The organism is Pseudomonas sp. Z1-29 (assembly GCF_051131995.1).
In the GTDB taxonomy this organism is placed as follows: Bacteria; Pseudomonadota; Gammaproteobacteria; order Pseudomonadales; family Pseudomonadaceae; genus Aquipseudomonas.
This window is the reverse complement of the sequence record NZ_CP071645.1, coordinates 376,644-398,462: the sequence shown is the minus strand read 5'-3', so window position 1 is coordinate 398,462 and position 21,819 is coordinate 376,644. Positions and strand designations below refer to the sequence as shown.

Sequence of the window (21,819 nt, the reverse complement as noted above, 5' to 3'; positions counted from 1 at the left end):
TCCGTGCCTGGCGGGCGTTAAGCATTAGGATTGAAAGCTACTCCTCAGGTGCGCCTTGGAACTCGTCATGACTGATCCGCAAACCCGCCTGGCTACTCGAAAACATGCCACCGTCGGCTTACTGCTGACGCTGACATTACTCGGTGTTTTCCCGATTGATGTGGTGTTGCCCTCATTCCCTGCACTGTCCGAGCATTTTCAAAGTCCCTCATCCGATATTGCCCTGTCCGTTAGCCTGTTCGCGGTGGGCATCGCTCTTTCGCAACTGCTGATCGGCCCGCTTTCCGATGTCATGGGGCGGAAAAACCTGCTGCTGATCGGGATCGCCATTTCAGCGGTGGGAGCAACGGGTTGCGTGCTCGTCGACAGCTACTGGTCCTTTCTGTTCTTCCGTGTCATCCAGGCCTTGGGATGCGGTTGTTTCGTCCTGTCCCAAGCGCTGATCCAGGACCTGTTCACCGGCCAGGAACAGCAGCGGCTGCGAATTTTGCTGGTCACCTGCGGCGGTATTTTCATTTCCTTTTCGCCCCTGGCGGGCACTGGGCTGCAAAGCTGGATGGGTTGGCGAGGCAGTTTCCTGGTGTTCACTGCACTGTCGATTGGGGTGTTCGCAAGCGTCTGTCGTTTACTTGAGCACTCTCGGGTCGACGGTCATCCCAGGCGTTTCAACTTCGTCGCATCCTATCGAAAGGTCTTCGGTGACTTCAGCTTCCTGGCCTATTGGTTGATTTCGGCGCTGGCTTTTTCCTGCCATTTTTCATTCATCGTCATTTCACCGCTGATCCTGATAGACCAGTTGCACTTATCACCCGAGGCTTTTTCGCTCGTACTGCTGGGCTATGGGCTGGCCTACATTGGCGGCGGCCTCATCGCGACCATGCTGAGTAACCGGATCGACCCGCAGACGCAAATCATGACGGGGCTGGGCCTGATCCTCGCCGCTGGCCTTCTGATGCTGGGGCTCGCCAACCAGCTGGGCTTGTCGGTGACCACTCTGTTGCTACCCATGATCGTATGCACCGCCGGAACGACCATCGCCCGGGCGGCAGCCAACAACCAAGCCATGACGCTGTTTCCGGGACAGGCCGGCACGTCCGCCTCGGCCGGTAGCGTACTGGTGTTCATCGTCGGCGGGCTGACCAGTGCCGTGATCAGCCTCACCCCGCTGGACTTGCAAGTCGCCCTGGCCCTGTGTCTGGTGTTGCTCAGCCTGCTCGGGCTGACGCTCAATGCCTTGGTCCGGCAACGTGACGGGGGGCTGTTGCCCGGCTGAACGCTGCCAGTCGTCATTCCAGGCGCGAGATTGGTCTCGATCGGCGCTTTGCGTCATTTCATCCTGACGCCAGCGGTGTAGAATCGCGACATTCATCGCCATTCATCCCCGGCGGGTTTATGAGCTCATGCTGAGGCGCGCAGCGATCCTGCAAAGTCATCAGCCACGTCCGGACTCACGGCCAACCCCGAGTGTTCCAGACGTCGACAGAAGCTCACTTCCCCATTGATACCTGATAAGTACCTGATTAGCCGCCCGGAGTGCTCCATGCCTGATTACCGTTCGAAAACATCCACCCATGGCCGCAACATGGCCGGCGCCCGTGCCCTGTGGCGCGCCACGGGGATGAAGGATGACGACTTCAAGAAGCCGATCATCGCCATTGCCAACTCCTTCACGCAATTCGTTCCAGGCCATGTTCACCTCAAGGACCTGGGCCAACTGGTTGCACGGGAAATCGAACGCGCCGGCGGGGTTGCCAAGGAATTCAACACCATCGCCGTGGACGACGGCATCGCCATGGGTCACGACGGCATGCTGTATTCGCTGCCCAGCCGCGAGATCATCGCCGACTCGGTCGAATACATGGTCAATGCCCACTGCGCCGACGCCATCGTGTGCATTTCCAACTGCGACAAGATCACCCCCGGCATGCTCATGGCCGCCCTGCGCCTGAACATCCCGGTGATCTTCGTATCGGGTGGCCCGATGGAAGCCGGCAAGACCAAGCTCGCCAGCCATGGCCTGGACCTGGTGGACGCCATGGTGATCGCCGCCGACTCCAGCGCATCCGACGAGAAAGTCGCCGAGTACGAGCGCAGCGCCTGCCCGACCTGCGGTTCTTGCTCCGGCATGTTCACCGCCAACTCGATGAACTGCCTGACCGAGGCCCTGGGCCTGGCGTTGCCTGGCAACGGTTCGACCCTGGCCACCCACAGCGACCGCGAACAGCTGTTCCTGCAGGCCGGCCGGACCATCGTCGAGCTGTGCAAGCGCTACTACGGCGAAAACGACGAGTCGGTGTTGCCGCGCAACGTCGCCAACTTCAAGGCGTTCGAGAACGCCATGACCCTCGACATCGCCATGGGCGGCTCGACCAACACCATCCTGCACCTGCTGGCCGCGGCCCAGGAAGCCGAGATCGATTTCGACCTGCGCGACATCGACCGCCTCTCCCGCCACGTGCCGCAACTGTGCAAGGTCGCGCCGAACATCCAGAAGTACCACATGGAAGACGTGCACCGCGCCGGGGGGATCTTCAGCATCCTCGGTTCGCTGGCCCGCGGCGGCCTGCTGCACACCGACCTGCCAACCGTACACAGCAAGACCATGGCCGAGGCCATCGCCAAGTGGGACATCACCCAGACCAGCGACGAAGCCGTGCATCACTTCTTCAAGGCCGGCCCGGCGGGCATCCCGACACAAACCGCGTTCAGCCAGTCGACCCGTTGGGAAACCCTGGACGACGACCGTGAGAACGGCTGCATCCGCAGCGTCGAGCACGCCTACTCCAAGGAAGGCGGCCTGGCCGTGCTGTACGGCAACATTGCCCTGGACGGCTGCGTGGTGAAGACCGCCGGCGTCGACGAGTCGATCCATGTGTTCGAAGGCAACGCGAAGATTTTCGAAAGCCAGGACAGCGCCGTGCGTGGGATTCTCGCCGACGAGGTGAAAGCCGGCGACATCGTGATCATTCGTTACGAAGGTCCGAAGGGCGGCCCGGGTATGCAGGAAATGCTCTACCCGACTTCCTACCTGAAATCCAAGGGGCTGGGCAAAGCCTGTGCGCTGCTGACCGACGGCCGTTTCTCCGGCGGCACGTCGGGCCTGTCCATCGGCCACGCTTCGCCGGAAGCAGCGGCTGGCGGTGCCATCGGCCTGGTGCGCGATGGCGACAAGGTGCTGATCGACATTCCGAACCGTTCGATCAATCTGTTGATCAGCGATGAGGAACTGGCTGCACGCCGCGTCGAACAGGACAGCAAAGGCTGGAAGCCGGTGGAAGTGCGTCCGCGCAAAGTCACCACCGCCCTCAAGGCCTACGCCCTGCTCGCCACCAGTGCCGACAAGGGCGCGGTGCGCGACAAGGCGATGCTTGACGGGTTGTAAGCGCCCGAGCCACATAAAATGCCCCGCCAAGTGCGGGGCATTTTTATTGGACCAGAGATATCCCCTGTGGCGAGGGAGCCGTAACTGATCCGGTTTACTGGATATCTTCCGGCTTGACGATCACCCAGTTCTTGTCCGCTGTCACGGGCAGTCCTTCCTTGGCCTGGGCGGCTGCGTGCTTGGCCATCATGCCGTTTATCTGGGTCATGTATTTATCCTTGCGATTGACCCACAAGTGGATGCCGCCCTTGGCCACGTCTACGTCATGGAACAGCATGTAGCCGTCGCTGCTCGGCGTGTCACCAGCCACCAGCACCGGTTTTTTCCATTCGTCGATGTAGGTCAGGATCGCCGCGTGCTTGCCGGCCATCCAGGTCGCCGGCGTCCACAGGTACGGTGTGTACTCCAGGCCAAGATTGGCCTTTTCGTCATATTTACCGTTGGTGATTTGCTTGCGGGCGGTGGTCAGTTCGCCGGTCTTGCGGTCCTTGAGCAGCGTGGTTACGCCAATGACGTTCTGCGGCTTGAGGTTGTAGCCATACTTCGGGTCCGAGGCAACCATGCGCACCAGCTCTTCGGAAGCGGCGGTCATGACATAGACCTCGATGCCGTTCTCCATCAGCTTGTTGTACAGCTCGGCCTGCCCGGTGAATATCTTCGGTGGGTTGACGTTGTACTGGACCACTTTGTCGCCATCGTAATACGTGGTCGGTACCGGTTTGCCGGAAGCCATCAGCTCATCGACGTAGCCCTTCAGCTCCTTGAGAGTGAAGCCGGAAAACACCTGGGCCACCCACGGGTAGCAGACCATGTCATCCACTTCGCAGAGTCGATAGTAATAACTGAACAGGCTTTCCTTGTGGTCGGCGGTGTCCTTGAATGGCATCAGCTTCAAGGACGGGTCCAGGCTTTCCCGGGTGATGAGCCCCTTGTTCTCCATGAATGGCAGCAACGATTCTTCGAGATCGTAGCGGTAGCTGGTGTTGTCCATGTCGAACACCGCGTAGTTACCTTTGTTGGCGTTGGCCGCGATCATCGCTTCCAGCGCCTTGGCCTGTTCCGCGGGCCAATGCTTGAGGTCAGTGGCGAGCGCCTGGCCGGCGAGGCCCAGGCCTATAGCGACAGCGAGCAAGCGAGGTATGAGCTTCATCGACATTTACTCCCAGGTTGTAGGAGCTCGACGCTAACAAATGCCTGTGACAGATCTCGCCTGTGCGCGACCGCTTGCGTCTCGATAACGCCAGCGGCATACCCCTGGGCGTCAACGCTTATTCCAAAAGCGACAGTAAACATTCTTTTTAAGTATTAATTCTTTAGATATCAGGCTGTTAGGCTTTCCGGCTCACAGTCGCGTCGCTTGGCGGCTGGCAAAGTCTTTCCGGAGTTTTTCATGAATCTTCCTCTGATCCTCAATCTGTTGGTGTTCGTCGCCTTGCTGTACGGCTTGGCGCAAACCCGTCACAGCACTTGGAGCCTGGCCAAAAAAGTGCTGCTGGCGCTGGTCCTGGGCGTGGTGTTCGGTATCGCGCTGCACACGATCTACGGCGCAGGCGACCCGGTGCTCAAAACCTCGATCGGCTGGTTCGACCTGGTGGGCAACGGCTACGTGCAGTTGCTGCAGATGATCGTGATCCCGCTGGTCTTTGCTTCGATCCTCAGCGCCGTGGCCCGCCTGCACAACGCCTCGTCCTTGGGCAAGATCAGCTTCCTGACCATCGGCACGCTGCTGTTCACTACCGCCATCGCCGCCCTGATCGGTATCGGCCTGACCAACCTGTTCGGCCTCACTGCCGAAGGCCTGGTGGCCGGAACCCAGGAGCAGGCACGGCTGCAAGTGATCCAGAGCGATTACGCCGGCAAGGTCGCCAATTTGAATATCCCGCAACTGCTGCTCTCGTTCATTCCGCAGAACCCCTTCGCCGACCTGGCCAGGGCCAAGCCGACGTCGATCATCAGCGTGGTGATCTTCGCGGCGTTCCTCGGTGTCGCGGCGTTGCAATTGCTCAAGGATGACGCAGAGAAAGGCCAGAAAGTGATCAACGCCATCGACACCCTGCAAAGCTGGGTGACGCGCCTGGTGCGCCTGGTGATGAAGCTGACCCCGTATGGCGTACTGGCGCTGATGACAAAAGTGGTGGCTGGCTCCAACCTGCAGGACATCATCAAGCTCGGCAGCTTCGTGGTGGTGTCGTACCTGGGGCTGGGGCTGATGTTCGTGGTCCACGGCCTGCTGGTGTCCGCTGCCGGGATCAATCCGTTGCGCTTCTTCCGCAAGATCTGGCCGGTGCTGACCTTCGCTTTCACCAGCCGCTCCAGCGCGGCGACCATCCCCCTGAGTATCGAAGCCCAGACCAGCCGCCTCGGCATTCCCCGGGCGATTGCCAGCTTCAGCGCATCGTTTGGCGCCACCATCGGCCAGAACGGTTGCGCCGGGCTCTATCCGGCGATGCTGGCGGTCATGGTCGCGCCTACGGTGGGGATCAATCCGCTGGACCCGGTGTGGATCGCGACACTGGTGGCCATCGTGACCTTGAGTTCAGCGGGCGTGGCCGGTGTCGGCGGTGGCGCAACGTTCGCCGCGTTGATCGTGCTGCCGGCCATGGGCCTGCCGGTCTCGCTGGTGGCGCTGCTGATTTCGGTCGAGCCGTTGATCGACATGGGCCGTACCGCGTTGAACGTCAGTGGCTCGATCACCGCCGGGGCGATTACCAGCCAGGTGATGCAGCAGACGGACAAGGCCTTGCTCGATGCCGAGGAGCATGGGGAGTTGGTGCACGCTTGATTGATGGCGCCAAGTAGATCGCCTTCGCGAGCAGGCTCGCTCCCACAGTTGACCGATTTCCTGACCCAACTCGGTTACCTGTGGGAGCGAGCCTGCTCGCGAAGCTTTGGCTTCTAAAGCTTCTCCCACACCTCAAAACTGTACGCCGGCTTGTCCCCTTCAGCCGGGTTCAGCTGGTTCGACACCAGTTTCCACTGGCTCGAAGCAAACTCCGGAAACCACGCATCCCCTTCCGGGCTCAGCGCCACGCGGGTCAGGTACAACCGATCCGCCTGCTCCAGTGCCTGCGCGTAGAGCTGGGCGCCACCGATCAGCATCAGCTCGTCAACGCCCTGTTCCAACGCCCAGGCTTCGGCCCGTTCCACTGCGGCCTCCAGCGAAGAAAAGACTTCCGCGCCTTCCAGCACCAGGCCCGGCTGGCGGCTGACGACAATGTTCAAGCGTCCCGGCAGCGGCCGACCGAGGGAGTCCCAGGTCTTGCGCCCCATGATGATCGGCTTGCCCAGGGTGGTGGCCTTGAAGTATTTGAAGTCCCCCGGCAAGTGCCAGGGCATGCTGTTGTCGATGCCGATCACACGGTTTTCACCGAGGGCTGCGATCAGGCTTAAGGGAAGAGTTTTTTTCATGACGGCGAGGATACCAGAGGCCCGGACCGGTGCCACAGCGGTTATGCTGATTGCTCATTCGAGCAACGGAAGCCCTCGTGACTGAACTGCAAAACCTCTGGTTGACCGAGACGATACGCCTGCGCGAAGAACATGCCGGCCCGCTCGAAGACCAGGAAGCCAATCGCCTGGCCCGCGCGGCCGGCGGCGATCTGTCCACGCGCATCCGTCATCGCGCCCACTGGCTGGCCGAGCGCGATGGCCTCGTCCAGGCCCTGCGCCACTGGCTGCAAGGCGCACGGCTGGCACTGGTCGCATTGGCCGTGCTCGCCGTGGCCAGCGGCGCCGGCCTGGGCTTTGCCGCCCTCGGCGATGGACGCGCGCCGGTCAACGTATTCTGGGCCCTCGGCAGTCTGTTGGGGCTGAACCTGATCCTGCTGGTCGGCTGGGCTCTGGGCCTGCTGTTGGCCGGTGAGCAAGGCGCCACGCTCGGCCGCCTGTGGCTGTGGCTCAGCGAAAAACTCGCCCGCGACGCCAAGGCCGCGCAACTCGCGCCGGCCCTGCTGCTGTTGCTGCAACGGCACAAGCTCAACCGCTGGGCCCTCGGTGTGCTGGTCAATGGCTTGTGGTTGCTGGCGATGCTCAGCGCGCTGGTCATCGTTTTGTTGCTGATGGCGACCCGGCGCTATGGCTTCGTATGGGAAACCACCATTCTCGGTGGCGAGACCTTCGTCGCCATGACTCAGGCCCTCGGTGCGTTGCCCGCCCTGCTGGGCTTCAGCGTGCCGAGCGTCGAGATGATCCGCGCCAGCGGCGACGCCGCGCTGGACATCGAAAGCGCCCGCCAGGCCTGGGCCGCCTGGTTGGTGGGCGTGCTGCTGGTCTACGGCGTGCTGCCGCGCCTGAGTCTTGCGCTGTTGTGCCTGTGGCGTTGGCGCCGTGGCCGCGCCAGCCTGCGCCTGGACTTGAACCTGCCCGGCTACGCTCAGCTGCGTGAGCGATTGATGCCAAGCAGCGAACGCCTGGGCGTCAATGACGCCGCGCCCGCACAATTGCATCACGTCGAAAGCGCCGTGGGCGCCATGAAAAGCGACGGCGCGCTGCTGGTGGCGATCGAGCTGGATGAACGTCCCTGGCCGCCGAAGCTGCCGGGCACCGTGAAAAGCGCGGGCATCCTCGACAGCCGCGAATCGCGCCACAAATTGCTTGAACAACTTTCGCGCTTCCCGCCCGCGCGACTGGCGATTGCCTGCGATCCCCGGCGCTCGCCAGACCGTGGCAGCCTGGCATTGATCGCCGAACTCGCTCGCAGCGCCAGCGCCACCCGCGTCTGGCTGTTGCAGGCACCGCCCGGCGAAGCACTGGATGCCGAGCGCCTGGGTGACTGGCACAGCGCGTTGCAGCAGCTGCAGTTGCCGTTCGCCGACTGCGCGCCGTTGAACTGGCTGGAGACGGGCCATGACTGAATCCATCAAGCCATTGAAGCTCGCCGTGGTCGGGCACACCAATGTCGGCAAGACCTCCCTGCTGCGTACCCTGACCCGGGATGTCGGCTTCGGCGAAGTCTCCCACCGCCCGAGCACCACCCGTCACGTCGAAGGCGCGCGCCTGTCGGTGGACGGCGAGGCGCTGCTGGAGTTGTACGACACGCCTGGGCTGGAAGACGCCATCGCCCTGCTCGATTATCTCGAACGCCTCGAGCGTCCCGGTGAACGCCTGGATGGCCCGGCACGCCTGGCCCGCTTCCTCGAAGGCAGCGAGGCGCGACAACGCTTCGAGCAAGAAGCCAAGGTGCTGCGGCAGTTGCTCGCCAGCGACGCCGGGCTTTATGTGATCGATGCCCGCGAACCGGTGTTGGCCAAGTACCGCGATGAACTGGAAGTCCTCGCCAGTTGCGGCAAACCGCTGCTGCCGGTGCTCAATTTCGTCAGCAGCGCCCAGCACCGTGAAGCCGACTGGCGCGAAGCCCTGGCGCGGCTGGGCCTGCATGCGCTGGTCCGTTTCGACAGCGTCGCCCCGCCCGAGGACGGCGAGCGACGTCTGTATGAAAGCCTGGCGTTGCTGCTGGAAAGCGCTCGCGGGCAATTGGAGCGGCTGATCGCCGATCAACAGGCCCAGCGTCTGGCACGCCAGCAGAGCGCCAGACGGCTGATTGCCGAATTGCTGATCGATTGCGCCGCTTGCCGGCGCAGCGTCGCCAGCGATGCCGAACTGGAACGCCAGGCCATCAGCGAACTGCGCAACGCGGTGCGCCAGCGCGAACAGCGTTGTGTCGAGGCCCTGCTCAAGCTCTACGCTTTCCGCCCTCAAGATGCGGCGGCCAGCGATCTTCCCTTGCTGGATGGTCGCTGGGGTGATGACCTGTTCAACCCCGACACACTCAAGCAATTGGGCGTGCGGGTCGGTGGCGGCATTGCGGCCGGGGCAGCGGCCGGAGCCGGTGTCGACCTGCTGGTGGGTGGCCTGACCCTGGGCGCCGCCGCCCTCGCCGGGGCGATTGCCGGCGGCGCGCTGCAAACGGCCCGCAACTATGGCGACCGGTTGATCGGCAAGCTCAAGGGCCAACGTGAACTGAGCGTCGATGACAACGTGCTGCGCCTGTTGGCCCTGCGCCAACGGCAACTGCTGCAAGCCATCGACCAGCGTGGCCATGCGGCGATGGAGAGCATCCATATCGCCACGCCCCAGGACAAGACCTGGCGCGAAGGCAAATTACCCGAGGCGCTGGGCAAGGCCAGGGCGTATCCGCAGTGGTCGTCGTTGAATCCCCAGCCACGACTGAGCCAGGCCGAACGACAGGAACAGATCGAGCTGTTGGCTGAACAGCTCTAGACACCACAACTCTTGTGGCGAGGGGATTTATCCCCGCTGGGGTGCGAAGCGCCCCCAAAAAAATATCGAGCGCCGCCGTTTACCAGATAGAAAAGCCGGGGCCGCTTCGCGACCCAGCGGGGATAAATCCCCTCGCCACAAAAACGCTAATCGCCGGCCGCTATTCGGCGGTCAATGCCTTGAGCGTCAACGCCGCTTCAGCCAGTTCCAGCTCGCTGAACACCCGAACCCCATTGCGCTTGAGCAATGCCGCCGTCACCCCTTCACCTCGAACCTTCACCCCGCTGAACGTCCCGTCATACGTCAGCAGGTTGCCACACGAGGGGCTGTTGGCCTTGAGCACGGCGATGCGGATGCCGTGCTCGCGCACCAACGCCAGCGCTTGATACGCACCGGACAGAAACTGCGCGCTCACATCCTCGCCCTCGGTGGTGATCACCGCCGCGTTGCCATCGAGCACTCGCGCGCCCTGGCCGCCTGGAATCTCCGCCGCCGGCCGAGGCGTGGGCAGGCCGCCGGCGACTTCCGGGCACAGTGGCACGACGCGGCCTTCGTCGAGCCAATGCTGGAGCAAGTCGAACGGCCCGCTGGCGCCACCGTCGTAGCGCACGCGATGGCCGAGCAGGCAGCGGCTGACAAGGATCTTTGGCATGTTCAGAACAACTCGTTGCCACGGCGCCGGAACCAACCGGTCAAGGACAGCCGATCACGCGTGGCCGGCAGGACTTCATGGGGTATATCCCCCGACAGGAACACCACCAGGCAGCCGCCCGTGGGCACCACGTCATGCTTCACGCCTTCATCCAGGTACATGCGCAACTGGCCGCCGTGCTCCGGCAGCCAGGCGTCATTGAGGTAGAGCACCGCCGAGACCATGCGCCGGTCATCATCGCGGAAACGGTCGACGTGCTTGAGGTAGAACGCACCCGGCGGGTACAAGGCGAAATGACTTTCAAAATCCTCCAGGCCCAGGAACAACCCCCGGTTCAAGGCCTCGCGCAGGCTGTCCATCAGCCCCAGGTAACGATCACAGGCCTCGACCTGGCCGGGCTCGATCCACTGGATGCGATCGCCACGAACCCCTTCGCGAATTTCCGAAAACGGCCCACGCCCCACCGCGGCTGGAGCCAGTTCGCCTTCGGCGGCGCGCTGGCGACATTCGGCCGCCAGCGCGCGGGTGAGCGCATCCGGCAAGAAGATGTTCTGCTGCGACCACCCGCGCTCGGCCAGGTCGTCGACGATACGTAACAGCAACGGATGATCAGAAGGTATTCGCATGGCGCGCATAGTATTCCTGTGCCTGCAAAACCGACAGCGCCGCGCAGCGGGTTGGCTGCGCCTGTCAGCACCGTCGTACGAACTTGATACGAATTCTCGACAAGACCCCGCCCCCCACGGAGAATAGTCGGCTGCTGACAGGAGTCCCTATGCGCCGTTTGCTTTTCTCATTGTTGATGTTCTGCGTATTGCCCGCCTGGGCAGACAGCTATGACCAGTTGTACAAGGTCGCCGGCTGGCCGGAACAGCGGGCGCATTTCAATGATGCCTTGAGCGCCGCGCAGCAGCGCTACCAGAACAGCTTGCCGCCGGCGGTCTTCCAGGCGTTGGTGAACAACAGCAACCAGCGTTTCGCGCCCCAGGCCATGGACCAGCGGGCCGAGGCGCAACTGCGCAGCAATCTTGCCGACCCGAACCCGGCCCTGGCTTTTTTCCAGTCGCCACTGGGCCGTAAGGTCGTCGCCGCCGAACTGCTCGCCACCCGCCGCGACCAACTGGCGAAGAACGCCAAGGGCCTGCCGAAAATGCAAGCCAGCGACAATCGCCTGCTGATCATCGGCCACCTGGCCCAGGCCCTGCCTGCCCGCGAAGCCGGCGCCGAAGTCAGCCTGGCGATTGCCGGCGTGGCAGCCGACAGCTTGAGCTCGATGATTCCCGGCCTGCTCGGCGGCGGCCAGGCCCAGGGCATGCTGAACGGTCAGCGCCAGCGCCTGATGGATCAGATCGGCGCGGACCTGAACAACACGTTGCTGTACGTCTACCGCGACCTGACGGATACCGAACTGGAAGAATTCGCCACGTTTGCCGAGTCGGCCGAGGGCCAGGCTTATTATCAGGCGGCATTGGCGGCGATCCGGGCGGGGTTGGCGGTGGGGCAGAATCTGGGGCAGTAATCTTCAGCGCCTGTTGCATCGTCTTCGCGAGCAGGCTCGCTCCCACACTGGTCTCCCAGCACACCCAATACCCTGTGGGAGCGAGCCTGCTCGCGAAGGCCATAGCCCGATTACCGCCGGATCCGGCCCATCCGCTTGCTCAAAAACTCAAACATCTCCTGCCGTATCGCCAAGGTCTCGTTCGCCAGGTGATGCCGCCCCTCGGGCAACATCAAGACCTGCGGCCGATCGAACTTGCCGCGCAGCACTTGCAGGTTATGCCGCCAGTCCACGGTCATGTCCGCCTGCCCCTGCACGATCAGAGGTTGGCGCGGGCTGCTCGGCGCCGCCTCGATACGCCGGATCCACTGCGCCAGCGCCCCGACCCACGCAGTGGGCAGGCGCAGCGGTTGCAGCGGATCGGCCTGCAGGAACGGCAGGAAACCCGGGTCGCTGGAGTTCTCGCTGAAGCGCCGGGCGATGCCGCTCACAAAAGGTTTGAGCAAGTAATAACTGAGGCGCGACCAGCCCCAGGCCCGTGGCCGAACCAAGGGCGACAACAGGATGACCTGGCCCTGGGCCGGGCTGTCCGCGCCGTGGTGCAGCACATGGTCCACCACGATCGCGCCGCCGGTACTCTGGCCGCACAGGTGCCAGGGTTGCGGCAGATCCAGCGTCTCGGCTTCGGCCAGCAAGCCGCGCAAGGCCGCCTGGTATTCGGCGAAATCGCCGATGCTGGCGCGTTCGCCGCTGGACAGGCCGTGGCCCGGCAAGTCGCAGCTGATCACCGCCCATTGCTGATCCAGCGCCCACTCGACCAAATGCCGGTACAGCCCCATATGGTCGTAATAGCCGTGAAAGAGGAACAGCGTCCCCACGGCTTTTTCCGGCCACCAGACCTGGCCGACCAGTTCATACCCGGCAATGTCGAAACGTCCCAGGCCCCTGCGCAAGGTGCGCGCCGGAAAGTCCAGCCCATAGAATTGCTGGTAGGCCTGCGCTTGCGCAGACAGCGGTTGCCACTGCGCCAGGGGTTGCAGGCTGGCGCGCAGGTGATCGGGGTCGAAGGAGGCGGGCATCAATATTCCAGGCAAATGCGCATCGCGCGAAAACAGGCGTTATACGCCTGCGATATTCATCTGTCGCGCCAGCCATGGCAAGCTACGCGGCTTCAGAGGATCGACTCCATGCGCCCGTCCCACCGCACGACCTTGCTTGCCAGCCTCCTCGCCCTGACGTGCGCCGTCATCCTGTGGTTCGCCTACGACTGGTTCCAGGGGCGTTTCCTCCGGGCGTTCAGTCAACACACGGCGGTGTTTTCCGGCGACCCGCTGCGCCTGCCCGCCGACCTCGCCGGTCCGGGCGCAATCCGCCTGGTGCACTTCTGGGATCCGGCCTGCCCATGCAACGTCGGCAATCAGCAGCACCTCTCCGAGCTGATCGACAAATATGCGCCGCAAAGCGTCGAGTTCTACGCCGTCCAAAAGACCGGCAGCCAAGGCCACTTGCCCAGCACTTTGAGCCATCTCAAACCCCTGACGACGTTACCAGGCTCGGCACAGATTCCCGCCAGCCCCGCCGTGGCGATCTGGGACCGCAGCGGCAAGCTGGCGTACTTCGGGCCTTACAGCGAAGGCTTGACTTGCAACTCGAGCAACAGCTTTATCGAGCCAATACTTGAAGCACTCAATATTGACCGGGAAGTTAATGCGACTCACACGTTGGCGGTCGGCTGTTATTGTCCATGGTCGAACTCAAACTAATCCAACCCAACTACGATACGTATTGTTTAAACGTCTGTAGGCGCCTTACAAAATCAGAGCTATTGCTCTTTTCTAGAGTACTTGCTCAAACAGCGAGCTGGCGCTGAACCGTTTGTCGGATCCAATTTTTCGAAAAGCCTCCGAGATCCCCCGATTTTCGCTCCAGACGCCAACCAGGCCGGTCGCGCAGGGGTTTTCGGGGCGTTCTGGCTGCCGAGCTGAATCGTTTAACAACCGGCGGCGCTACGTGAACTTTTCTTTAATCGCTTCTCTAACCCTCGTACAGAAGATGTTGATTTTCCCTGCGATTGCGCGGCGGCGCTATATATCGAGGAAGTTGGATACGCCTTTTCATCGTTTTACTTGTCGACCCTCCTAAACCAAACAAAAAATGGAATCGTCAGTGATGCAAAAGTTGTTATGCGCTGCACTTTCCACTCCCACGAAAGAGGATGCTCTCAATCTTGAGGCGTTTGCCCAGTGCGTCGCCCCGCTAGGGGTCGATGTGCTGTTGCGCGGCGAGACCGGCACTGGCAAGGACACGCTGGCGGAAAAAATCCACCGCATGTCCGGCCGCTCCGGCAAGTTCGTCGCCATCAATTGCGCCGCCATTCCCGAGTCCCTTGCGGAGAGCCAACTCTTCGGAGCCAATACCGGCGCGTTTACCGGTGCCAGCCAGAATCGCGCGGGCTTCGTCGAAGCCGCGCACAACGGCACGCTGTATCTGGATGAGATCGACAGCATGCCGTTAGGGCTGCAAGCCAAGCTGCTGCGTGTCCTGGAGTCCAGGACTGTACAGCGGCTGGGCTCGACCCAGAACATCCAGGTGGACATGCGGGTGATTGCCTCGGCCCAAAGCCCGTTGGCGGAAATGGTCGAACGTGGCGAGTTTCGTCGGGACCTCTATTTCCGCTTGAACATCATCAGCCTCAAGCTGCCACCGTTGCGCAGCCGCAAGGAACGCATCGTGCCGCTGTTCCAGTCCCTGGTACGCCGGGAAGCCCAGGCACTCGACCAGCCCTACGTCGCGCCTTCGCCAGCGCTGTTGCGCCAGTTGCTCGGCTACGCCTGGCCAGGGAACATCCGCGAGTTGCAATCGGCCGCCAAGCGCTACGTGCTCGGCTTGCCGGCACTGCCCCGCGCCGAGCAACTGGAGCACAACAGCTCGACCCTCAAGCTCAAAGAGCACCTGCAGCAGTTCGAAAAGATCCTCATCGAGGACTGCATGCGTCGCCACCATCACTGCATCGATAAAGTCATCGCCGAGTTGGGCATCGCCCGCCGCACGCTCTATTACCGGATGAAATGCCTGCAAATATCGACGAGCTGAGTGGATTGGTGGAACCGTTTTCGCAGCGGTCGCCACTTATTCGTCGAGACGTTCACGATCGTCTCGCCATTCCACAATCCGGAGATACGACTATGAGTTTTGGTGGAGCTTCTCTCGCCGCCTCCACGGCAGCCATGCAACAGATGGACGCCACGTCGGCGGCGATGACGACCATGAAATCCCAATTCGACCAGAAAAAACTGGTTGCCGACACCATGAACGCAATCGCGGCAGGGTCGATGGACACCGCGACCAAGGCCATCACCGCCATGGGGGAGGCATCCAAGAACATACGCTTCTGACCCTCTCGCTCCAGCCCCGCTCCGGCGGGGAATCCCATGCGCGTCGAGGGAGAAACCCGATGCAGATCCATTCGCCAGACAACCTTCGTAGCACCAGAGATTTGCTCGGTGACGACCCGACACTGCGCCAGGCCTCGCCTGCGAACGGCCTGGCGGATCGGGTCGTCGAGCACCTGGCGCTGCACGGTGCGAGCGATCGGCTGCGCGAGTCGCTCGTCCAATGGAGCAGCGAACACGGTTCGACTGGCGGGCAGCCCCGGTCAGGTTTATCCACCCCGCAGGACAGACTGGCCGCCGAGACCCAGGCGCCTCTGCATCTGGTGCTCGAAGATATTCTTGAGGAGATCAACGGAGGTACCGGGTCCACCCTCGATGTCGACAGCGACGATGCCTATTCCAACGAAGATCTGTTCAACGACCTGGCGCAGATGCTCGCCCACCGCCGGCAGCCCATCGGCGATAACGACGTCGACAGCCAGAGCGATTTCGGCAATGCCAACAACCCGTTCTGCGGTGCGCTGTTCGGCGCCTGGGAGCTGGAAGGCGACCGCGCCACGCGGCGCGACCGCTACGACACCAGCCTGTCGTTGTTGCTCAAGATCATCGCGGTGCTGGGCCGAAGGAAACTGCTGACCCTGCTGGACATCGACGAAGAACAAGGCCAGGCGCGTTATGAACAGGACGACCTGGACCTGCTGTTCGAGGTCGCGGCATTCATGGACCAGCACCCGTCGCGATACCCGCCACCGGCGAGCTTCGACGGGCAAAACTGGACATGGACCGAACGGATTGCCTGTGGCGCATGGCTGGAGGCTCAAGAGACACGGCTGTTCCAGCTCGCCCTGGAAGAACTGGACCTCGCTCTCGCCCGCCTGGCCGGCCAGCAGCCGTCCATGCAACGGCGCGGTCGACGCAGCCGGGAAGAAATCGAGTTTCATCTGAGCGTGACGGGTAGCGCTCGCAACGTCTTGAGGCTGATGTACGCCTGAAGGCCCACCTTGTAATCGGAGATATGCCATGACCGTACAAGCCATCGACACCAGCAGCGTGGTTTCCACCGCAACCAAACCTGGCGCCAGTGCGCGGGCAGGCGCCGAGACCAGCGATGTCAGCTGGTTCAACGCGCAAATGCGCGAAAAAGCCCCCGCCCCCGACAGTGAAAACAACGTCGCGGCGAGGATCATCGATTCGTTGTCCAGCCGCTCCGGCGAATTGCAACGGCTGGACGATCGCGCCAACCGGGACATGCTCAAGGCCATCCGCACCGCCGATCCCCAGGACATGTTGCAGTCCAACCGGTCGCTGTCTTCCTTTCACCTGGAAAGCCTGATGACCGCAAAGATCGTCAGCAAGGGCTCCCAGGCGATAGAGAAGCTCACCAATCTCCAGTAAGGGAAAGCCGGTCATGTTCATGCGCGCATTCTCACCCCTAGTGCTGTGCCTGCTGCTCGCCGGATGCGACGAGAGGACGGCGCTGCACAGCCATCTTTCCGAGCAGGATGCCAATGAAGTGATCGCGGAACTGGCGGACAAGAACGTCGAGGCCAGCAAGCAGGTCGATAAGGACGGGCTGACCGTGCTGGTCGAGCCAGCGGACATGAACAGTGCCGTACAGGTTCTCGAAGCCGCTGGGCTGCCGCGTCGATCGCGCTCCAGCCTGGGGGAAATCTTCCGCAAGGAAGGCGTGATTTCCACACCGATGGAAGAGCGTGCCCGCTACCTCTACGCGCTGTCCCAGGAGCTCGAATCGACACTGTCGCAAATCGATGGCGTGGTGCTCGCCCGGGTCCATGTGGTGCTGCCGGAACGGGTCGCTCCCGGCGAGCCGGTCCAGCCCGCGTCGGCCTCGGTGTTTATCAAGCACACCAGCGCGCTGGATCCTGACAGCATCACGCCGAGAGTGCGCAACCTGGTCGCCAGCGGGATTCCCGGCATGGCTGACGCGGCCCAGAACCCGGCCAAGCTGTCAGTGGTCTTCGTTCCTGCGGCGGCTTATCAGGAACGGCGCAAGATGGCGTATTTCGGGCCGTTCCTCATGCAGGCCGACGACATCGGCTATTGGCGGGGAGTAACCCTGGCGGCCGGCCTCACCTTGCTCGCCCTCCTGCTGGGCGCCTCGTACGGCCTCTACCGGTTGTGGCGCAACGGCGTACTGGTGCTGCCGCGATTTTTCGAGCGCAAGAGCGCAACGCCGGCGGGCGCGCAAAACGGCACGGCGCCACCACTGTTCGCGGTGAAGAACCCGGGCGCCAAGCCTGACAGCAAGGGGACTGCTGCATGAACGCAGCGCTTGAATGGGCTCGCTGGTGGTGCCTGGCGTGGCGCGAAGCAGAACGTGATTGGTACCCAGCGGCGCTCGGCCTGCTGACCGGGCCACAAATCGACGCCTTGAGCCGCGGGCATCACGCCGCATTGGCCCGCGGTTTCGGCATGACGCCGTGCACACCGCCACAGCCCGACCCGGCGGTGTTGTCACTCTGTTGCGGCACGCCCCGAACCTTGGTCCTGGCCTGCCAATTAGTGGCGAACACATGCTCGCCGTTGACAACGATGGACATGCTTTCGCCGCAGGACCGGGCGTGGTGCGAGCGCACCGCCAAGGCGTTGCGCCCCGGACACTGGCTCGAACCAGGCCACGACCCGCTTGTACTGCTGCGCGCCTGGCTGGGGGAGCGGACCTGGGAGCGTACGCGCCTGGCCTTCCCGCGCAGCAGGATCATTGCCCTCGAAACGCAGCCCACCCCACGGCCGCCTGCCGCCAAGCTCAACACGCTCTGGCAGTCCGCGTGCTGGAAAGCCGAGCAAAGCCTGGCGCCAGCGCCCCCCCAAACGGAGATGCACGATGCTCGCTCGGCGCTCGCTTGACCTACGTCCCGGTGGCCAGGGCCTGTTGCAGCCCTGTATCCCTCGCGAAACCCTCGTGGATTGTGGCCGAGCACAGGCCGTTCTCGAACAGGCCCAGGCCCACGCCACGCAGCTGATCCAGGGTGCCGCCGAAGAGGCGGGCGCCGTAGTGCTCCAGGCACAGGCGCAGTTCTGGGAAACAGCCGAAACCGTGCTCGCCACCTGGGAAGCCGAGCGCCAGGCCATGTGGGAACGGATCGAGACCAGCGCCGCGCAGTTGGTCAACGAGGCCTTGGGAACGCTGTTGAGCGAAGTCCCGGATCAGGCCCGCATCGATGCACTCGTTCGTCAGCTTGCCTCGCGCCAGGATGGTTCGGTCAGTGCGACTCTTCGCTGTCATCCCGACGACTTGGCGAAGCTGAGCCAAAGTCTGGGCTCATCTGGCGAACGTCCCTGGACGCCGGTGGCGGATCCCAGCATGGAGGCGCATCAGCTGAAGCTGGAAACACCAGGCGGCACGTTCCTGCTCGATTGGGTCACGGCTGTTGAAGCGTTGCGCCTGCCCGAGCCGCAGCGGTAGCCCAAACGACCCGAAACCCGTGGCGAGGGAGCTTGCTCCCGCTGGCCTGCGCAGCAGGGCTCAACTTTATTCAGGCAGACCGCATCAGCCGGTTTTGCGACTGCTGCGCAGCCGAGCGGGAGCAAGCTCCCTCGCCACGGGGATTCGGATGTTTGACAGGTCCATCCTCGCCCCCCAACTGATCTTTTGCTCACTTTTCGCGGAACCGTCAGCGGCGTAATCGCCACTCATCCGGTGAATACGCTTACCTCGGAGCAACCGCCATGTCTTCTACCGATGCCATCCAGCGCCGTCTCGATACTTATTTCCAACGCGCCAGCGACAACGTCAACAACGCTGCAATGAACGCCGCCGAGAGTCAGTCACTCGACGATATGCACTCGTTCGTGACCAGCATGAACGGCATGTCAGTCGCGGTGAACGCGGCCACTCAACAGACCACCGCCCACCACAACCTCGCCAAGGCGATCATCGATGCAATGCCATGAGCTGCGCACACAGCTCGCCCGCTGGAACGCCGACGTCGACGGCGCGGAACATTTCGCCATCGTCATCGATGATGGCGAAGCGATCTTCAAGAAGCTGGATGACGGCCTGCTGGTATCGGTCGAGTTGAATTTCCCGCCGGGCAACGAAGGGTCCCTGGAAGACCTTCTGCGGCTGGCGCAGCCAAGCCTCTCGCGATTCCCCGGTGCGTTGGCCCTTTCGCCCCAGGACGAGCGTTTATGGCTACTGGCGCAACTGGCGACAGACGCGCACATCGACGACCTGGTCGAAGTGCTCGAAGCGCTGCTCAACCAGCGGGACACCTGGCAATCGATTCTCCATAAAGAACAACGTGCCGTGGCGCGACGCCCCTCGCACTTTCACTCGCTCGGAACAGGAATCCGCCATGCCTAACAGGTGGCTTGCACCGTACCGCTCGATGGCCGCCGGCCAGGTACACTTTCGCCGGTCCATCGTCCGTCGCTGGACCAAGGCATCGCTGCTTGCACTGGCATTGGCCGGCGCGCTGGGCGCGGGCATGCCGGTCGAAGCGGCGGTACCGACCGACTGGAAAAACACGCCCTACGCCTACGATGCCCAGAACACGCCCCTGCCCAAGGTACTTGGCGACTTTGCCAATACTTTCGGGGTGCAACTGGTGCTTGATGGCACCGTGAAAGGCAGCGTCGATGGCCGGATGCGCGCCGAAAGCCCCCAGGCATTCCTCGACCGGCTCGGTCTGGAAAATCGTTTCCAGTGGTTCATGTACGGCAACACCCTGTACGTCAGCCCTTTGCAAAACCAGGATTCCACGCGCCTGGAAGTGTCCGCCGATGCCGCGCCGGACATCAAGCAAGCCCTGACCGACATCGGCCTGCTGGACCCGCGTTTCGGTTGGGGTGAGTTACCCGACGAAGGCGTGGTGCTGGTCTCCGGCCCGGAACGCTACGTGCGCCTGGTTGCGCAGTTTGCCGAGGCGCGCAAGACACCCGAAGAGAAGCAGGAGGTGATCAGCTTCCCGCTGCGCTATGCCACCGCCGCCGACCGGAGCATCAAGTACCGCGGCGATACGCTGGTGATTCCCGGGGTTGCCAGCATCCTCAAAGGGCTGCTGGAAAGCCGCAGTGCGGTGTCCGGCGGAATGCAGGCGACCTCGCCCCAGGCCTCGTTCCAGAACATGCAGGCCCAGCAGTCCATGACGATGGGCAATATCGAGCAGCTGGCATTGAGCGGCATGGGCCGCCCGAACACCAACCGCGTGCAAGGCCCGGAAAGCGCAGGCAAGGGCGGCCGCGGTCGGATCCGCGTCGAAGCCGACGTGCGCAACAACGCAGTGCTCATCTACGACTCGCCCAAGCGTCGGGAGATCTACACGCCGCTGATCCGTGACGTGGACGTGCCACGCAAACTGGTAGAAATCGATGCGATCATTCTCGACATCGACCGCACCCAACTGGCCGAGCTGGCGTCGAACTGGAACGTCGAGAGCGGCGATCTGATCGGCGGCGCCTCGATGATTCGCCCAGGCGCCAGCTCGACGGTATTCATCCAGGACTACGGCGACTTTTCCGCGCAACTGCGAGCACTGGAAGGTCGCGGCCTGGCCTCGGTCGTGGCGAATCCATCCGTACTGACCCTGGAAAACCAGCCGGCGGTCATCGACTTCAGCCGGACCGAGTACATCTCCGCCATTGGCGAACGGGTGGCCACCGTCGAGCCCATCACGGCCGGCACCAGCCTGCAGGTCGTGCCCCACACCATCGAGACCGGCGGCCGCAACCAGATCCAGATGTTCCTGGACATCGAAGACGGCAAGATCGAGCCCTCGGAGGTCGGCCAGCAGACGCCCAGCGTTCGGCGAGGAGTGGTCAGTACGCAGGCGGTGATGGGGGAAAGCCGATCACTGGTGGTGGGTGGTTTTCATACCGAGGAAACCGACGACAACCTCGAACGGGTGCCATGGCTCGGACGCATCCCGCTGATCGGACCGCTGCTGTTTTCCTCGACCACCCGCGAGACCAGCCGCCGTGAACGCGTATTCATCCTGACGCCCCGTCTGATTGGCGACCAGGTCGACCCGGCCCGCTACATCTCCGAGCTCGATCGTGAACAGGTGGACAGCGCAATGGCACGCCTGGAAGAGCGGCGCAACGGCACTCGCCCCATCGGTCGCATCGAGATCAGCGACGTGCTCGCCCAATTGGCCGATGGCAACATTCCGCCGACGTTCAAGCAAGCCGCCTCGATTCCTTATTCGGCCGACACGCTGTGCGCGTTGCAACCGGGGCTATCGCTGGACGCCGGGCGCGCCCAGTGGTTTGCCGGGCCGGACTACGGCATCGCCGTGGGCGTGGTGCGCAACGATGGCGACCGACGGTTGCGCTTCGACGAGGCCAGTTGCAGCACCCGCTGGACCATGGCCACCTCCGCCTGGCCGAAGGTGTGGCTCGAGCCCGGTGAGGAAACCGAAGTGTTCGTCGTCATGAGACAACCCAAGCGCACACCAGGTGGCGGGCGCTCTTCCCTCTTGCAAACCAGTGCGAGGATCACGCCATGAGTCGCACCCCGAAGCTGCTCGTCTTGTTGCTGTGCCTGCCGGTTTTCGCCGGCTGCGCAAACCGTTGGGGCTGCCAGGGCGATGCCTGTAGCCGCGCCGAACCCGACAACGGCCGTCTGGTGATCTGGTGGTCGCCGGGTATGCGCGGCGGCCTGGGCTCCCCCGAACATCCGCTCGACCACTCGGTCGTTCCACTGGAGAACTGA

At 63.0% G+C, this 21,819-nt stretch carries 23 protein-coding genes; 18 read left to right on the top strand and 5 right to left on the bottom strand.

Annotation, left to right across the window (positions count from 1 at the left end; genetic code table 11):
- The first annotated feature begins 67 nt into the window (after positions 1-67).
- Together J3P84_RS01925 and ilvD are read left to right on the top strand one after the other, a co-directional pair.
- Positions 68-1,273 (top strand): MFS transporter, encoded by a 1,206-nt coding sequence (locus J3P84_RS01925; RefSeq protein ID WP_434627331.1) that lies wholly within the window; start codon positions 68-70, stop codon positions 1,271-1,273.
- A 267-nt stretch (positions 1,274-1,540) separates the two neighbouring features.
- Positions 1,541-3,382: a dihydroxy-acid dehydratase gene (gene ilvD / locus J3P84_RS01920; RefSeq protein WP_434627329.1), complete on the top strand. Its 1,842-nt coding sequence runs from the start codon at positions 1,541-1,543 to the stop codon at positions 3,380-3,382.
- Between the two features lie 94 nt (positions 3,383-3,476).
- On the opposite strand, the gene J3P84_RS01915 is transcribed toward ilvD, so the two are convergent.
- Positions 3,477-4,532: a haloacid dehalogenase-like hydrolase gene (locus J3P84_RS01915; RefSeq protein ID WP_434627327.1), complete on the bottom strand. Its 1,056-nt coding sequence runs from the start codon at positions 4,530-4,532 to the stop codon at positions 3,477-3,479.
- A gap of 240 nt (positions 4,533-4,772) precedes the next feature.
- On the opposite strand from J3P84_RS01915, the gene J3P84_RS01910 reads away from it, so the two are divergent.
- The gene (locus tag J3P84_RS01910) at positions 4,773-6,164 is read left to right on the top strand and encodes an L-cystine transporter (RefSeq protein ID WP_434627325.1); all 1,392 of its coding nucleotides are present in this window, start codon (positions 4,773-4,775) and stop codon (positions 6,162-6,164) included.
- 113 nt (positions 6,165-6,277) lie between these two features.
- On the opposite strand, the gene J3P84_RS01905 is transcribed toward J3P84_RS01910, so the two are convergent.
- Entirely contained in the window at positions 6,278-6,790 is a 513-nt protein-coding gene (locus J3P84_RS01905) for a dihydrofolate reductase (RefSeq protein WP_434627323.1), read from the bottom strand.
- 77 nt (positions 6,791-6,867) lie between these two features.
- On the opposite strand from J3P84_RS01905, the gene J3P84_RS01900 reads away from it, so the two are divergent.
- Positions 6,868-8,235: a DUF2868 domain-containing protein gene (locus J3P84_RS01900; RefSeq protein WP_434627321.1), complete on the top strand. Its 1,368-nt coding sequence runs from the start codon at positions 6,868-6,870 to the stop codon at positions 8,233-8,235.
- Complete coding sequence (locus J3P84_RS01895; RefSeq protein WP_434627319.1) at positions 8,228-9,601, top strand: GTPase/DUF3482 domain-containing protein; 1,374 nt, start codon at positions 8,228-8,230, stop codon at positions 9,599-9,601. The genes J3P84_RS01900 and J3P84_RS01895 overlap by 8 nt, the downstream gene beginning before the upstream one ends.
- A 160-nt stretch (positions 9,602-9,761) precedes the next feature.
- Here the strand turns inward: J3P84_RS01895 and J3P84_RS01890 are convergent, their stop codons facing one another.
- Both J3P84_RS01890 and J3P84_RS01885 read right to left on the bottom strand, forming a co-directional pair.
- Positions 9,762-10,253 (bottom strand): DUF523 domain-containing protein, encoded by a 492-nt coding sequence (locus J3P84_RS01890; RefSeq protein ID WP_434627317.1) that lies wholly within the window; start codon positions 10,251-10,253, stop codon positions 9,762-9,764.
- A 2-nt stretch (positions 10,254-10,255) separates the two neighbouring features.
- Positions 10,256-10,888 carry a 2OG-Fe(II) oxygenase gene (locus tag J3P84_RS01885; protein WP_434627315.1) on the bottom strand — a complete coding sequence of 211 codons (633 nt, stop codon included), beginning with the start codon at positions 10,886-10,888 and terminating at the stop codon, positions 10,256-10,258.
- 140 nt (positions 10,889-11,028) lie between these two features.
- Here J3P84_RS01885 and J3P84_RS01880 point away from each other — a divergent pair, with 140 nt between their 5' ends.
- Positions 11,029-11,772, top strand: coding sequence for a DUF2059 domain-containing protein (locus tag J3P84_RS01880; RefSeq protein WP_434627313.1), 744 nt, complete (start codon positions 11,029-11,031; stop codon positions 11,770-11,772).
- Between the two features lie 110 nt (positions 11,773-11,882).
- On the opposite strand, the gene J3P84_RS01875 is transcribed toward J3P84_RS01880, so the two are convergent.
- Complete coding sequence (locus tag J3P84_RS01875; protein WP_434627311.1) at positions 11,883-12,830, bottom strand: alpha/beta hydrolase; 948 nt, start codon at positions 12,828-12,830, stop codon at positions 11,883-11,885.
- A 108-nt stretch (positions 12,831-12,938) separates the two neighbouring features.
- On the opposite strand from J3P84_RS01875, the gene J3P84_RS01870 reads away from it, so the two are divergent.
- The 12 genes from J3P84_RS01870 to hrpT all read left to right on the top strand — a co-directional run bounded on the left by J3P84_RS01870 (position 12,939) and on the right by hrpT (position 21,819).
- A complete protein-coding gene (locus J3P84_RS01870; protein WP_434627309.1) occupies positions 12,939-13,514 on the top strand; it encodes a DUF6436 domain-containing protein in 576 nt (191 codons plus the stop codon).
- Between the two features lie 406 nt (positions 13,515-13,920).
- Entirely contained in the window at positions 13,921-14,844 is a 924-nt protein-coding gene (locus J3P84_RS01865; RefSeq protein ID WP_434602147.1) for a sigma 54-interacting transcriptional regulator, read from the top strand.
- Between the two features lie 92 nt (positions 14,845-14,936).
- Positions 14,937-15,146, top strand: a complete 210-nt coding sequence (locus J3P84_RS01860; RefSeq protein ID WP_003206573.1) for a hypothetical protein — start codon at positions 14,937-14,939, stop codon at positions 15,144-15,146.
- Between the two features lie 59 nt (positions 15,147-15,205).
- On the top strand, positions 15,206-16,135 hold the full coding sequence (locus J3P84_RS01855) for a type III secretion protein (RefSeq protein WP_434627307.1): 930 nt from the start codon (positions 15,206-15,208) through the stop codon (positions 16,133-16,135).
- 28 nt (positions 16,136-16,163) lie between these two features.
- Complete coding sequence (gene sctI / locus J3P84_RS01850; protein WP_434627305.1) at positions 16,164-16,538, top strand: type III secretion system inner rod subunit SctI; 375 nt, start codon at positions 16,164-16,166, stop codon at positions 16,536-16,538.
- A gap of 13 nt (positions 16,539-16,551) precedes the next feature.
- The gene (sctJ, locus tag J3P84_RS01845; protein WP_434627303.1) at positions 16,552-17,427 is read left to right on the top strand and encodes a type III secretion system inner membrane ring lipoprotein SctJ; all 876 of its coding nucleotides are present in this window, start codon (positions 16,552-16,554) and stop codon (positions 17,425-17,427) included.
- On the top strand, positions 17,424-18,011 hold the full coding sequence (locus J3P84_RS01840) for a hypothetical protein (RefSeq protein ID WP_434627301.1): 588 nt from the start codon (positions 17,424-17,426) through the stop codon (positions 18,009-18,011). Before sctJ ends, J3P84_RS01840 begins: the two co-directional genes overlap by 4 nt.
- Positions 17,989-18,570: a type III secretion system stator protein SctL gene (gene sctL / locus J3P84_RS01835; RefSeq protein ID WP_434627299.1), complete on the top strand. Its 582-nt coding sequence runs from the start codon at positions 17,989-17,991 to the stop codon at positions 18,568-18,570. The genes J3P84_RS01840 and sctL overlap by 23 nt, the downstream gene beginning before the upstream one ends.
- A 263-nt stretch (positions 18,571-18,833) precedes the next feature.
- On the top strand, positions 18,834-19,058 hold the full coding sequence (locus J3P84_RS01830) for a serine kinase (RefSeq protein WP_434602154.1): 225 nt from the start codon (positions 18,834-18,836) through the stop codon (positions 19,056-19,058).
- On the top strand, positions 19,045-19,470 hold the full coding sequence (locus J3P84_RS01825; protein ID WP_434627297.1) for a type III secretion system chaperone: 426 nt from the start codon (positions 19,045-19,047) through the stop codon (positions 19,468-19,470). Before J3P84_RS01830 ends, J3P84_RS01825 begins: the two co-directional genes overlap by 14 nt.
- The gene (gene sctC / locus J3P84_RS01820; protein WP_434627295.1) at positions 19,463-21,613 is read left to right on the top strand and encodes a type III secretion system outer membrane ring subunit SctC; all 2,151 of its coding nucleotides are present in this window, start codon (positions 19,463-19,465) and stop codon (positions 21,611-21,613) included. Before J3P84_RS01825 ends, sctC begins: the two co-directional genes overlap by 8 nt.
- On the top strand, positions 21,610-21,819 hold the full coding sequence (gene hrpT, locus J3P84_RS01815; protein ID WP_305498107.1) for an HrpT family type III secretion system protein: 210 nt from the start codon (positions 21,610-21,612) through the stop codon (positions 21,817-21,819). Before sctC ends, hrpT begins: the two co-directional genes overlap by 4 nt.